Raw genomic sequence first — 13,217 nt, 5'->3', positions numbered from 1 at the left:
TAGGAGACGCCCAGGTCGTCGCCCGATGCGAAGCTGCCGTGGAAAGATGGCGCAACCCACCCATAACGAGGAGATGACCGCGTGCCTGGCACAAACCTGACCCGCGAAGAGGCGCAGCAGCGGGCGCAGCTGCTCGCCGTTGACTCGTACGAGATCGAACTCGATCTCTCCGGCGCGCAGGAGGGCGGCACCTACCGGTCCGTGACCACGGTGCGCTTCGATGTGACCGCCGAGAACGGTGCCGGGTCGTTCATCGACCTCGTCGCCCCGGCCGTGCACGAGGTGACTCTGAACGGGGACTCCCTCGACCCCGCCGAGGTCTTCGCGGACTCCCGGATCGCCCTGCCCGGGCTGCTTCAGGGCCGCAACATCCTGCGGGTGGTCGCCGACTGCGCGTACACCAACACCGGTGAGGGCCTGCACCGGTTCGTCGACCCGGTCGACGACCAGGCCTACCTCTACACCCAGTTCGAGGTTCCGGACGCCCGCCGGGTGTTCGCGAGCTTCGAGCAGCCGGACCTCAAGGCGACCTTCCAGTTCACCGTGCGGGCGCCGGAGGGCTGGACGGTCATCTCCAACTCCCCCACTCCGGAGCCCCAGGACAACGTCTGGACGTTCGAGCCGACCCCGCGCATCTCGTCGTACATCACGGCGCTGATCGTCGGCCCGTACCACTCCGTGCACAGCGTGTACGAGAAGGACGGCCAGTCCGTCCCACTCGGTATCTACTGCCGTCCCTCGCTCGCCGAGTACCTCGACTCGGACGCCATCTTCGAGGTGACCCGGCAGGGCTTCGAGTGGTTCCAGGAGAAGTTCGACTACGCGTACCCGTTCGAGAAGTACGACCAGCTCTTCGTGCCGGAGTTCAACGCGGGCGCGATGGAGAACGCGGGCGCGGTGACCATCCGCGACCAGTACGTGTTCCGGTCGAAGGTGACGGACGCGGCGTACGAGGTGCGCGCGGAGACCATCCTGCACGAGCTGGCCCACATGTGGTTCGGCGACCTCGTGACGATGGAGTGGTGGAACGACCTGTGGCTGAACGAGTCGTTCGCCACGTACACGTCGGTCGCCTGCCAGGCGGCCCATCCCGAGTCGCGCTGGCCGCACTCGTGGACCACCTTCGCCAACTCCATGAAGACGTGGGCGTACCGCCAGGACCAGCTGCCGTCGACGCACCCGATCATGGCGGAGATCAACGACCTGGACGACGTGCTCGTCAACTTCGACGGCATCACCTACGCGAAGGGGGCTTCCGTTCTGAAGCAGCTCGTCGCGTACGTCGGTGAGGACGAGTTCTTCCGGGGCGTGCAGGCGTACTTCAAGGCGCACGCGTTCGGCAACACGCGTCTGTCCGACCTGCTGGGCGCCCTGGAGGAGACCTCGGGGCGTGATCTGAAGTCCTGGTCGAAGGCGTGGCTGGAGACGGCCGGCATCAATGTCCTGCGCCCGGAGATCGAGACGGACGCCGAGGGCGTCGTGACGTCCTTCGCCATCCGCCAGGAGGCCCCGGCCCTGCCCGCCGGCGCGAAGGGCGAGCCGACGCTGCGGCCGCACCGGATCGCCGTCGGCCTCTACGAGCTGGACGACGCCAGCGGCAAGCTGGTCCGCGAGGAGCGCGTCGAGCTGGACGTGGACGGCGAGCTGACGGCCGTACCGCAGCTGGTGGGCAAGCGCCGTCCGGCCGTGATCCTGCTCAACGACGACGACCTGTCGTACGCGAAGGTCCGCCTGGACGAGCAGTCCCTCGCGGTCGTCACGGAGCACCTCGGCGACTTCCAGTCCTCGCTGCCGCGTGCCCTGTGCTGGGCGTCGGCCTGGGACATGACCCGCGACGCCGAGCTCGCGGCCCGCGACTACCTCTCCCTGGTGCTGTCCGGCATCGGCAAGGAGTCCGACATCGGCGTGGTGCAGTCGCTGCACCGCCAGGTCAAGCTGGCCATCGACCTGTACGCCGACCCGGCCGCCCGCGAGGCGCTGCTGGCCCGCTGGACCGACGCGACGCTGGCCCATCTGCGGGCGGCGGCGCCGGGCAGCGACCACCAGCTCGCGTGGGCGCGCGCGTTCGCCGCGACGGCCCGCACGCCGGAGCAGCTGGACGTGCTGGACGCGCTGCTGGACGGCTCGCAGACCGTCGAGGGCCTGGTCGTCGACACGGAGCTGCGGTGGTCGTTCGTGCAGCGGCTCGCGGCGGTCGGCCGGTTCGACGAGGCGGAGATCGCGAACGAGTACGACCGTGACCGTACGGCCGCCGGTGAGCGGCACGCCGCCACCGCCCGGGCGTCCCGCCCGACCGAGGAGGCCAAGGCGGAGGCGTGGGCGTCGGTCGTCGACTCCGACAAGCTGCCGAACGCCGTGCAGGAAGCGGTCATCGCCGGTTTCGTCCAGACCGACCAGCGTGAGGTGCTCGCCCCCTACGCCGACCGGTACTTCGAGGTGGTCAAGGACATCTGGGAGTCCCGCTCCCACGAGATGGCCCAGCAGATCGCCGTCGGCCTCTACCCGACCGTCCAGGTCTCCCAGGAGACCCTGGACAAGACCGACTCCTGGCTGACCGCCGCGGGCCCGAACGCGGCCCTCAAGCGCCTGGTCTCGGAGTCCCGCGCGGGCGTGGAGCGCGCCCTGCGGGCCCAGCAGGCGGACGCGGCGGCCGGCCGCTAGCCGGCGGTTCGGCTCAGGGGCGCCCGGCGGTCTGCCGGGCGTCCCTTTCGCGTCCGCTCTTCGCGGCGAAGCTGAACGTTCGCGGGGCCGTCCTGCTCCGGGCCCCGATCTGCCCCGCCACCGTCGCGCCGAACGCCAGCCCCATGCCCACCAGTTGCACCGGCGTCAGCGTCTGGCCGAGGGCCGCCCAGCCGACAACCGCCGCGGTCAGTGGGGAGAGCGGGCCGAGGAAGGTGACCTGGGTGGCGGTGAGGCGGCCGATGCCGCGGAACCAGAGCCAGTAGGCGAGTGCCGTGTTGGCGACGGCGAGGTAGAGGTAGCCGCCGGCCGCGCGGGCGTCCAGTGCCGGGGGCGGGCCCTCGGCCAGGAAGGCGAGGGGGGCGATGAGGAGGCCGCCCGCGGTCAGTTGCCAGGCGGTGAGGGCGAGCGGGCCGACGCCTTCGGGGCGGCCCCAGCGTTGGGTGAGGACCGTTCCGGCGGACATGGAGACGGTGGCGGCGAGGGCCGCGAGCAGGCCCAGCGCGTCCAGTGCCCCGGCCGCGCGCAGCACGACGAGGCTGACGCCGAAGGCGGCCACGGCCCCGGTCAGCAGCGTGCGCGGGGTCGGCCGCTGCCCGAGCAGCAGCGCCGCGAGGCCGGCCACGAAGAGCGGCCCGGCCGAGCCGACGACCGCCGCCATGCCGCCGGGCAGCCGGTACGCCGAGAGGAACAGCAGCGGGAAGAAGGCGCCGATGTTGAGCGCGCCGAGCACCGCCGCCTTCCACCACCAGGCACCGCGCGGCAGCACCCGGGCGAGGGCGAGCAGCAGCAGTCCGGCAGGCAGGGCGCGCATCAGCCCGGTGAACAGGGGGCGGTCGGCCGGGAGGAACTCGGTGGTGACCGCGTAGGTCGTGCCCCAGGAGACGGACGCGAGTGCGGTGAGGGCGATGAGCGCGGGACGGGAGGAGGCCATGAGTGGCACCCTTCGAAGTAGGTCGGTAGAAAGTAGCTTAGTCCTAAGCTACTTTCCGTCAAGCTACTTTCTTGCGGGTGACCGAGCGGCGGCCGATACTCGTGCCATGAACGAACGCCCCGAGCAGCGCAGGGACCCCGTCGACGCGATCATCGGCCAGTGGGGGGCGGTCCGGCCCGAGCTCGACACCCGGGCGATGGAGGTCTTCGGCCGGGTCTCCCGGCTCGCCCGCGCGATGGCGGACCGCTTGGAGGACACCTACGGCCGGTTCGGGCTCTCGCGCGGCGAGTTCGACGTGCTGGCGACGCTGCGCCGCTCCGGCGAGCCGTACACGCTCTCACCGCGCCGGCTGTCGGAGACGCTGATGCTCACCACGGGCGGGATGACCGGCCGCCTGGACAAGCTGGAGCGGGCCGGGTTCCTGCGCCGCTCGCCCGATCCGCACGACCGGCGGGGCCTTCAGGTGACGCTCACCGAGGAGGGGCTGCGCCTCGTCGACGAGGCGGCCGTCGCGGGACTGACGGTCCAGACGGAGGCTCTGTCCGGCCTCGACGAGAAACAGGCCGGCCAACTGGCCGGCCTGCTGAGGGAACTGCTGGCGGGGACGGAGGGGCCGGCCGGGCGGTGAGGACCGCCCCTCCACGATGCCCCTGATCAGGCCTTGGCGTCGGCCTTGGCCTGGGCCTTGGTGCCGATGTTGGAGCTGGTCGTGTCCTTCTGCTTGTGCGACTTGTCGCCGATCACCACCAGAGCGTGGATGACCAGGTACAGCACGATGGGGGCCACGACGAAGAGGCCCAGCGTCTCGATGACGCTCAGGCCCGGGCCGGGGTCGTCACCGTCGTCGCGGCTGACAGCGGAGGCGGGGGACGACATGAGCAGCATCATGAGCGTCGTACCGGCTGCCAGGGCGCCGGCGCGCAGGGCGTTCTTCTTGTCCACGGTGTCAAAAGTATCCAACGCCCCTCGGGGCCGCGCGCCCGGGGTGCCGTAAGGGTCGCCGCCCTCAGCCGCCGGACGGGCCGGGAGCTTCCCGCAACACCTCGACGAGGGCGTGCAGCCGGGGCGACGCCGCCAGTTCCTCCAGTGTCACGGGGCGGCCCTCGGCGTCCGCGATCGGCAGCCTCCAGTTCGGGTACTGGTCCCAGGTGCCCGGGAGGTTCTGCGGGCGGCGGTCGCCGACCCCGTCCGGGAGCCAGACGCCGACCATGCGGGCCGGGGTGCGCAGCAGGAAGCGGTGGAGGGCCTGGATCTCGGCCTCCTCCGAGGAGGCGTCGGCGCCGCCGCCGGTGCCCCGCAGCAGGCCTAGGCGGGAGAGCAGGGACAGCCATTCGCCGGTGTCGGCGGCGGCCTCGGCGCGCTCCTCCTCCAGCGGGCGGGCCAGCAGGCCGAGGCTGTCGCGGAGTTCGACGTGCTCGCCGGTGAGGCGGGCGGCCGTGGAGGGCAGATCGTGGGTGGTGGCGGTGGCCAGGCAGTCGGCGCGCCAGGACTCGGGGGGCAGGGGACGGCCGTCGCCGTCCCAGTCGCGTTCGAACCACAGCACGGACGTGCCGAGCACCCCGCGCTCGCGCAGCGCCTCGCGGACGCCGGGTTCCACGGTGCCCAGGTCCTCGCCGATCACCGGCGCCCCTGCCCGGGAGGCCTCCAGGACGAGGACGGCGAGCATGGCCTCGGCGTCGTAGCGGACGTAGGTGCCCTCGGTGGGCGGGTGGCCCTGGGGGACCCACCAGAGGCGGAACAGGCCCATGACGTGGTCGATGCGCAGGGCTCCGGCGTAGCGGAACAGGGCGCGGAGCAGCTCGCGGAAGGGGGCGTAGCCCGAGTCGGCGAGGCGGTCGGGGCGCCAGGGCGGCAGGCCCCAGTCCTGGCCGCGCGCGTTGAAGGCGTCCGGGGGCGCGCCCACCGACATGCCGGCGGCGAAGTGGTCCTGCTGGGCCCAGGCGTCGGCGCCGACGGGATGGACGCCGACCGCGAGGTCGTGCACGATCCCGACCGGCATCCCGGCCTCACGTCCGGCCCGCTGCGCCGCGGTGAGCTGGGTGTCGGTGAGCCAGGCGAGCCGGGACCAGAACTCCACCCGGTCCATGAGGCCGACCCGGGCTCGGTCGGTGTCGGCCGAGCGGGGGTCGCGCAGGCCGGTCGGCCAGCGGTGCCAATCCGGGCCGTGCACCTCGGCGAGCGCGCACCAGGTGGCGTGGTCCTCCAGGGCCCGGCCCTGCGCGGCGAGGAAATCGCCGTAGGCGGCGCGCCTGCCGGGGCCGAGCGGCACCTCGCACACCAGCCCGAGCGCCTCCCGCTTGAGCTCCCACACGGCGTCCCGGTCGATCAACGCGCCCTTCTCCAGCACCGCTTCGCGCAGCCGGGCGGATCTCTCCAGCAGGGCGCGCAGCCGCTGAGGGTCCTCGACGTACGCGGCCTCGGGGATGTCCTCGATCCGCAGGTGCACGGGGTCGGGGAAGCGACGCGAGGAGGGGCGGTACGGGGAGGGGTCGGTGGGGGCGCCGGGCACGGCCGCGTGCAGCGGGTTGACCTGGACGAACCCGGCGCCGAGCGACCGCCCGGCCCAGCCGGCCAGTTCGGCGAGGTCGCCGAGGTCGCCCATGCCCCAGGAGCGGCGGGACAGGAGGGAGTAGAGCTGGACCAGCAGTCCGTACGAGCGCCCCGGCGGCGTGGGCAGCCGGTCCGGGGCGATGATCAGATGGGCGTCCGCGGTGCGGCCGTCGGGGGCCGTGGCGGTCAGCCGGTGGACACCGGGCGGGAGCCGCTCGGCCGAGGCGCGCCTCTCGCCCTGCTCGGTGTCGACGCGCAGCCGGGTGCCCTCGGGGAGGGCGGCCAGGGCGGCCGGGAGGCTCGCGCCCCAGCCGACCACCGTGGGCGGCAGCAGTCGTGCGGCCTGGTCCCGCTCCCGGGTGGCGAGCGCGGCGCGGACGGCGCCGGGCGTGCTCGCGTCCACGCCGAGAGCGGCCAGGGTCAGGGTGACCGCGGTGGCCGAGGCGGCGACCGTACGGTCCGGGGACGGGCTGTACGAGGTGGCGACGCCGTGCAGTACGGCGAGGCGGGACAGGTCCTCGGAAGGTGGTTCGGCCGGCCGCGCTGCGGTCATAGAGGCCCCTAGATGCCTGAGAAGTCCGGGATGAAGGCGGAGGGCTCGCTGGTCAGCGGGGCGGATTCGGCGAGCGGCGGCTCGCTGGTGAGGGGCTCGGCATCGGGGAGCGGGGGCTCGCTGGTGAGCGGGGGCTCGGCGCAGGTGTTCTCGGAGCTGAAGACGCAGTAGTGGGGGTCTTCGTAGCGCGGGTCGTCGTAATGGGGGTCGAGTTCGGCGGACGTGTCCGCCACGGGTTTGGACGGGGCCGGGAGCGGGAGGAAAGTCATCGCAGCCACGGGGGCCTCCTAGTCGAGCTTTGTCGGGTTCAACTTTCGACGGGTTATCGCAGCCCTACCCAGTCGAGGCGATGACAGACGTCCCAGCCCGAACATCGTGCTCCTGCTCACATTCCACTCCCCTCCACTCTGTCAAGATCCCGGCAAATCGGCCACAACGGCCACTCTCGTTGACACCTTCACCGAGCGGGTGGTGGGCTCGTCGTCCCGGTCGACACATCTGGCGGACATCCGTCGGGCACATCTGGAGGGGGCCTGTGGGACTGCGGCGTGGAAAGCGGGCAGTCGCCCTCGCGGTCGCCGTCGTCGCCGGAAGCCTCGGCGCCCCGCCCGCCGCGGTGGCGGCTCCGCCCGCCCCCGGCAAGGCCGCGACACCGACGCCCGACATGGCCGGAGCCGGCCTCTCCGTCTGGCCGCGCCCGCAGTCGCTGCGCGGAAACGGCGCCCCGGTCGAGGTCACCGACGAGGTCGCGCTGCTCACGGACCCGTCGGCGGACCCCTACGCCGTCGAGGCCCTGCGCGCGCTGCTGCGGCAGGCCGGTGCCCGCCGCGTCACGGACTCCGCCGCGCCCGGCGCCCTGGTCGTACGGGCGGGGACGGAGCCCGTCCGGCGCAACGACCGCCGCGCCCTCCCCTCCGGGGGCTACGAGCTGACCGTCGGCCGGGGCGCCGTCTCCCTCACCGGGACGGGCGAGGACGGACTGTTCCACGCCGTACAGACACTGCGGCAGCTGCTGCGTCCCGACGGCACGATCGCGGCGGCCGTCGTACGCGACTGGCCGGGCACCGCCGTACGCGGCATCACCGAGGGTTTCTACGGCACCGCCTGGACGCACCGGCAGCGGATGGCGCAGATCGGCTTCATGGGGCGCACCAAGCAGAACCGTTACCTGTACGCCCCGGGCGACGATCTCTACCGGCAGGCGCGCTGGCGTGAGCCGTACCCGGCGAAGCAGCGGGCCGCGTTCCGGGAGCTGGCCGAGCGGGCCCGCGCCAACCATGTGCGGCTCGGCTGGGCGGTCGCCCCGGGGCAGGCGATGTGCTTCGCCTCGGACGATGACGTACGGGCGCTGACGCGCAAGATCGACGCGATGTGGGCGCTGGGCTTCCGGGCCTTCCAGCTCCAGTTCCAGGACGTCAGCTACAGCGAGTGGCACTGCGAGGCGGACGCCGACCGGTTCGGCTCCGGCCCACGGGCGGCGGCCGAGGCGCAGTCCCGGGTGGCGAACGCGGTGGCCCGGCACCTGGCGGAACGGCACCCCGGTGCCGCCGGTCTGTCGCTGATGCCCACCGAGTACTACGAGGACGGCACGACCGACTACCGGCGGGCGCTGGCGAGCGAGCTGGACGAGGGCGTCGAGGTGGCGTGGACGGGCGTCGGGGTGGTGCCCCGCACCATCACGGGCGGCGAACTGGCCGACGCGCGCGAGGCGCTCGGGCACCCGCTGGTCACGATGGACAACTACCCGGTCAACGACTACGACCCCGGCCGGATCTTCCTCGGCCCCTACCAGGGCCGTGAGCCCGCCGTCGCGACCGGTTCGGCCGCCCTGCTCGCCAACGCGATGCAGCAGCCGGAGGCGTCCCGCATCCCGCTGTTCACCGCCGCCGACTACGCCTGGAACCCGCGCTCCTACAGCCCCGGGGAGTCCTGGCGGGCCGCCATCGCCGACCTCGCGGGCGGGGACCGGCGCCGCGAGCAGGCCCTTTCCGCGCTCGCCGGGAACGACGCGTCGTCGGTGCTGAACGACGAGGAGTCGGCGTATCTGCGCCCGCTGACCGAGGCGTACTGGCGGGACCCCGCGCCGGGCGGCGACGCCGCGCGGCGGCTGCGCGAGGCCTTCACCGTGCTGCGCGAGCTGCCCCGGCGGCTCTCGGACACCGCCCTCGCCTCCGAGGTCGCCCCCTGGTCGGAGCAGCTGGCCCGCTACGGCCGGGCGGGCACGGCCGCGCTCGACATGCTGGACGCGCAGCGCGCCGGGGACAGGGCGGCGGCCTGGACGGCGTACCGCGAGCTGGGCGCCCTGCGGGCCGGGCTGGAGTCGGCGCGGGCCGAGGTCGGCACGGACGTCCTGGACCCCTTCCTGCGGCGGGCGCAGAAGGCGTACGCGTCCTGGGCCGGCATCGACCACGAGCCGCCCCGCAACCCCGGCGCCCCCTCCGACGACCGCACCCTGCGCTTCCCCCGCCCCCGCCCCCTCACGGCCGTGACGGTCCTCACCGACCCCGGCACGGAGGGCACGGTCGAGGCCCACGTCCCCGACCAGGGCTGGCAGCCGATCGGCCGACTGTCGGGGTCGGGGGCGACGGAGGTACGGGTGCGGGTGCGGGGAGGCCAGGGTGCTGACGGGGGTGACGGTTCCGGCGATGAGCGGGGTGGTTCGGGTGCGGCGGAAGCTCAGGGCCAGGAGGCCGACGGGCGGGCCGGTTCGGGTGCGGGCGGGGCGCGGGCTCAGAGCCAGGGCGCCGACAGGTGGGGCGGTTCGGGCAAGGCGCGGAGCAGTCCGGACACCGGCGACGCGCGGGCACAGAGCCGGGACCCCGACGGCCGGGCCGGTTCAAGCGAGGCGTCGGCTGATTCGGGCGCCGGCGACGCGCGGGCTCAGGGCCAAGACGCCGACGGGCGGGGCGATCCGGGCGCGGGCGAGGCGCAGGGCGTCGACTCGCCCGTGGACGCCGTGCGGGTCGCCGGACCCGCTGCGGCCCGGGTGCGGCACCTCGTCCCCTGGTTCGAGGACTCCCCCGCCGCCTCCCTGGAGTTGGAGCGGGACGAGGTGGACGCCGAGACCGGCCGGGGCCTGCGGCTGACGGCCGGGCTGGGCTCGTTGCGGCCCGCCGACGCCCGGGGCAGGCTCACCGTCGAGGCGCCCGAGGGCGTACGGGTCCGGGTACCGAAGGGCGAGCTGACCGTGGAGCGCGGCACGCGGGCGGAGGTCCCCGTCGAGGTGACCGTGGAGCGCGGCACGCCGATGCGGTCGTACGACATCCGGCTGGGCTTCGCGGGAGCGACCCGGACCCTCACCGTCCGCGCCGTCCCGCCGACCGGCGGCCCCGACCTGGCCCGCACCGGCACCGCCCGCTCCTCGGGCGACGAGACGCCCGACTTCCCGGCGTCGGCGGCGAACGACGGCGCCCCGGACACCCGTTGGTCCTCCCCCGTCGACGACGGCGCCTGGTGGCAGGTCGAGCTGCCCCGCCCGGCGCGGATCGGCCAGGTCGTGCTGCGCTGGCAGGACGCCCACCCCTCGGCGTACCGCGTCCAGGTGTCGGCGGACGGCCGCCGCTGGCGTACGGCGGCGACGGTCCGGGACAGCCGGGGCGGCCGGGAGAGCGTCCGCATGGACGAGCGGGACGTGCGGTTCCTGCGGGTGCAGGGCGACAAGCGGGCCACGCGGTTCGGGTATTCGCTGTGGTCGGCGGAGGCGTACGCCATCACGGAGTGAGCAGCCGCGCCCATGCGGCCCGCAATCTTTTCGGCGATCACTATTCACTCAGTACATGTACTCAGTACATAATGATCCTCATGAGCACCCGCCACATCCTGCTGGGCCTGCTCGCCTCGGGTCCCAGCCACGGCTACGACCTCAAGCGACGCCACGACGACCGCTTCCCACAGGCGCGCCCGCTGGCCTACGGGCAGGTCTACACGACCCTCCAGCGCCTCGTCCGGGACGGCCTCGCCGAGGTCGACGGCACCGACTCGGACGGCGGCCCGGAGCGGACGATGTACCGCGCGACCGAGGACGGGACGCGCGAACTCTCCCGCTGGGCCGGTGAGATCGCACCACCCGCCCCCTTCGTGGCGAACGAGATCTTCGCCAAGGTCGTCGTCGCGATCCTCTCCGGCGGCGACCCGGCCGGCTATCTGAGCGCCCAGCGCGCCGCCCACATGGAGCGGATGCGCGAACTCACGGCGCTCAAGGCCGCCAAGGGCGCCGACCTGGCGACCGTGCTCTCGGCGGACTACGCCGTCACCCACCTCGACGCCGACCTCCGCTGGATGACCACCACGGCGGCCCGGCTCACCACCCTGACCGCGGAGGTCGACGCAGTATGAGCAGACCCGTGCCTCTCCTCACGGCCCGTGGCCTCGCCAAGGCGCACGGCAGGACACCCGCCCTGCGCGGCGCGTCGGTCGAACTGCGCCCCGGCGAGATCCTCGCCGTGACCGGCGCGAGCGGCAGCGGGAAGTCGACGCTGCTGCACTGCCTCGCCGGGATCGTCCGCCCGGACGAGGGCTCGGTGACGTACGACGGCCGGCGCCTCGACGACCTGGACGAGAAACGGCTGAGCGAGCTGCGCCGCACCGAGTTCGGTGTGGTGTTCCAGTTCGGGCAGCTCATCCCCGAGCTGACGGTCCTGGACAACGCCGCCCTGCCGCTGCTGCTGGCCGGCACCGACCGCGCCCGCGCGCGGGACCTGGCCGGTGAGTGGCTGGAGCGGTTCGGCGTGCGCGGTCAGCAGGATCTGCGGCCGGGCGAGCTGAGCGGCGGCCAGGCCCAGCGGGCCGCACTGGCCCGGGCCCTGGTCACCGGCCCGAAGGTGGTCTTCGCCGACGAACCGACGGGCGCGCTGGACTCCCTCGCGGGCGAGCAGGTCATGACGGCCCTGGTGCACGCGGCCCGCGAGTCGGGCACGGCGGTCCTGCTGATCACCCATGACGACCAGGTGGCGGCGTACGCGGACCGGGAAGTGCAGCTCCGGGACGGCAGCCTGGCGGCGGCGGGGGTGACGGCGTGAACTCCCCGCGTTCTTCGCGCCCCTTGCGCTTCCTGCGCTCCTTTCACTCCCTGCGTGCCGATGTGCGCCTCGCCTGGGAGCTCACCCGTGGCTCCGACCGCGGCGAGTGGTGGCGGGTCACCCTGACGGCGACGGGCGCGGCGCTCGCGACGGGCTTCGCCCTGACCGCCGTCGCCCTGGCGTCACTGCGGGGCCAACACCGCGTGGGCTACGCCGCCGGCCTGCTGGACCAGCCCGGCACCCGCTCCGGTGTGATCGTCAGTCTGCTGCTCCTGCTCGTGCCGGTGCTCGGGTTCCTCGGGCAGTGCGCCCGGATCGGGGCGGTGCACCGCGACCGGCGGCTGGCCGGGCTGCGGCTGGCCGGGGCCACGCCCTGGCAGGTGCGGCGGATCGCCGCGCTGGAGACCGGGCTCGCCTGTCTGCTGGGCTCGACTGTCGCGACCGTCTTCTCGGTGCTGCTCCTGCTGCGCCTGTGGGACCGGCCGACCGCCCTGGCCTGGGCGGGGATCGCCCTGGTCGCCGTCGCCGTACCGCTGCTGGGCGCGGCGGCGGGCGCGCTGGCGCTGCGCCGGGTGGTGGCCTCGCCGCTCGGCTGGGTGCGCCGGGTCGGACCGGGCTCGGGACGGGGGCCGGGGCTGCTCTTCCTGGCCGGCATCCTGCTCGTCGCGGCACTGGCGCTGCTGGCCGTGACCACCACCGCCACGTCCGCCGCCAACCGGCCGGGCGGCGGGTCACCGATGATGATGGCGGGCGCGGTCCTCGCGGTCGGCGCGGGCGCCGTGTGGTTCTCCGGGGCGGTCGCGAAGGCGACCGGGCGGCTCCTCGCGGCCCGGGCCCGGTCGGCGGCCACGCTGATCGCCGCCGAGCGGCTGCGCGACGACCCCTGGTCGGCGGCCCGCACCCACGCGGCGGTGCTGCTGGTGACGGTCGTCGGGACCGGCTTCATGGGCATCCGGCAGGTGCTCGGGGACGTGGTGCGCAGCAGGAAGGACCTCGGCGAGTCCGTGACCTACTACACCACCGGCCTCGATCTCACCGGCGCCGCGATCGCGGTGGCCTTCGCGATCACCCTGTCCGGACTGGCCGTCGGCACCGCCGAGTCCCTGGCCACCCGCCGCCGGGGCCTCGCCGCACAGTCCGCCGCAGGAGTGCCGCGCACGGTGCTGGGCCGGGCCCTGCTGCTGGAGACCGCGCTGCCGCTGGCCCCCGCGGTGCTGCTCGCGGGCCTCGGCGGCCTGGCCATCGGCACCTGGTACGCCGTGCTCTCGGACCGTCCGGTGCCCTGGGCGACCGCCCTGGTGCCCCTCGCCGTCTACGCCGCCTGCCTGCTGGCCGCGGCGACCTCACTGCCCCTGCTGCGCCGCACGGTGCGCCCGGGGGAGCTGCGGTACGCGTAGGGGCGCACCTCATGACAGGCCGGCCCGGGGGAACGGGGGGTTCCCCGGGCCGGCCGGTGCCGCACACGGCAACACGCGGCCATACG

10 protein-coding genes are annotated in these 13,217 nt (G+C 74.1%); 6 read left to right on the top strand and 4 right to left on the bottom strand.

The window, feature by feature from the left end; all coding sequences use genetic code 11:
• Positions 1-81: 81 nt before the first annotated feature.
• The gene (pepN, locus tag NNW99_RS25000) at positions 82-2,661 is read left to right on the top strand and encodes an aminopeptidase N (protein ID WP_215121362.1); all 2,580 of its coding nucleotides are present in this window, start codon (positions 82-84) and stop codon (positions 2,659-2,661) included.
• Between the two features lie 13 nt (positions 2,662-2,674).
• Here pepN and NNW99_RS24995 read toward each other — a convergent pair whose 3' ends face one another.
• Positions 2,675-3,613 (bottom strand): EamA family transporter, encoded by a 939-nt coding sequence (locus tag NNW99_RS24995; RefSeq protein WP_215121361.1) that lies wholly within the window; start codon positions 3,611-3,613, stop codon positions 2,675-2,677.
• A 106-nt stretch (positions 3,614-3,719) separates the two neighbouring features.
• Between NNW99_RS24995 and NNW99_RS24990 the strand changes: the two genes are divergently transcribed.
• On the top strand, positions 3,720-4,241 hold the full coding sequence (locus NNW99_RS24990) for a MarR family winged helix-turn-helix transcriptional regulator (RefSeq protein WP_215121360.1): 522 nt from the start codon (positions 3,720-3,722) through the stop codon (positions 4,239-4,241).
• Positions 4,242-4,267: 26 nt separating this feature from the next.
• Here NNW99_RS24990 and NNW99_RS24985 read toward each other — a convergent pair whose 3' ends face one another.
• The 3 genes from NNW99_RS24985 to NNW99_RS24975 all read right to left on the bottom strand — a co-directional run bounded on the left by NNW99_RS24985 (position 4,268) and on the right by NNW99_RS24975 (position 6,994).
• Complete coding sequence (locus NNW99_RS24985; RefSeq protein ID WP_215121359.1) at positions 4,268-4,555, bottom strand: hypothetical protein; 288 nt, start codon at positions 4,553-4,555, stop codon at positions 4,268-4,270.
• A gap of 64 nt (positions 4,556-4,619) precedes the next feature.
• Positions 4,620-6,716 carry a 4-alpha-glucanotransferase gene (gene malQ / locus NNW99_RS24980; protein WP_215121358.1) on the bottom strand — a complete coding sequence of 699 codons (2,097 nt, stop codon included), beginning with the start codon at positions 6,714-6,716 and terminating at the stop codon, positions 4,620-4,622.
• Between the two features lie 8 nt (positions 6,717-6,724).
• Positions 6,725-6,994 (bottom strand): hypothetical protein, encoded by a 270-nt coding sequence (locus NNW99_RS24975; protein ID WP_215121357.1) that lies wholly within the window; start codon positions 6,992-6,994, stop codon positions 6,725-6,727.
• Between the two features lie 257 nt (positions 6,995-7,251).
• Here NNW99_RS24975 and NNW99_RS24970 point away from each other — a divergent pair, with 257 nt between their 5' ends.
• The 4 genes from NNW99_RS24970 to NNW99_RS24955 all read left to right on the top strand — a co-directional run bounded on the left by NNW99_RS24970 (position 7,252) and on the right by NNW99_RS24955 (position 13,131).
• The gene (locus tag NNW99_RS24970; protein ID WP_215121356.1) at positions 7,252-10,437 is read left to right on the top strand and encodes a beta-N-acetylglucosaminidase domain-containing protein; all 3,186 of its coding nucleotides are present in this window, start codon (positions 7,252-7,254) and stop codon (positions 10,435-10,437) included.
• An 80-nt stretch (positions 10,438-10,517) separates the two neighbouring features.
• Complete coding sequence (locus NNW99_RS24965) at positions 10,518-11,051, top strand: PadR family transcriptional regulator (RefSeq protein ID WP_215121355.1); 534 nt, start codon at positions 10,518-10,520, stop codon at positions 11,049-11,051.
• Positions 11,048-11,734: an ABC transporter ATP-binding protein gene (locus NNW99_RS24960; protein ID WP_215121354.1), complete on the top strand. Its 687-nt coding sequence runs from the start codon at positions 11,048-11,050 to the stop codon at positions 11,732-11,734. The genes NNW99_RS24965 and NNW99_RS24960 overlap by 4 nt, the downstream gene beginning before the upstream one ends.
• Positions 11,735-11,784: 50 nt before the next feature.
• Positions 11,785-13,131, top strand: a complete 1,347-nt coding sequence (locus NNW99_RS24955; protein ID WP_215124446.1) for an FtsX-like permease family protein — start codon at positions 11,785-11,787, stop codon at positions 13,129-13,131.
• The last annotated feature ends 86 nt before the right edge of the window (positions 13,132-13,217 follow it).

It is taken from the genome of Streptomyces sp. CRCS-T-1, assembly GCF_024442335.1.
Classification (GTDB): Bacteria; Actinomycetota; Actinomycetes; order Streptomycetales; family Streptomycetaceae; genus Streptomyces; species Streptomyces koelreuteriae.
Note: the sequence above shows the minus strand (reverse complement) of the source record. Positions and strands in the feature narration are given on the sequence as shown.

Bases quoted from the DNA above. Each gene is read 5' to 3' on its own strand.
- NNW99_RS24960 (WP_215121354.1), top strand. From the start codon at position 11,048: ATGAGCAGACCCGTGCCTCTCCTCACGGCCCGTGGCCTCGCCAAGGCG.
- NNW99_RS24965 (WP_215121355.1), top strand. From the start codon at position 10,518: ATGAGCACCCGCCACATCCTGCTGGGCCTGCTCGCCTCGGGTCCCAGC.
- NNW99_RS24990 (WP_215121360.1), top strand. From the start codon at position 3,720: ATGAACGAACGCCCCGAGCAGCGCAGGGACCCCGTCGACGCGATCATC.
- NNW99_RS24995 (WP_215121361.1), bottom strand. From the start codon at position 3,613: ATGGCCTCCTCCCGTCCCGCGCTCATCGCCCTCACCGCACTCGCGTCC.
- malQ (WP_215121358.1), bottom strand. From the start codon at position 6,716: ATGACCGCAGCGCGGCCGGCCGAACCACCTTCCGAGGACCTGTCCCGC.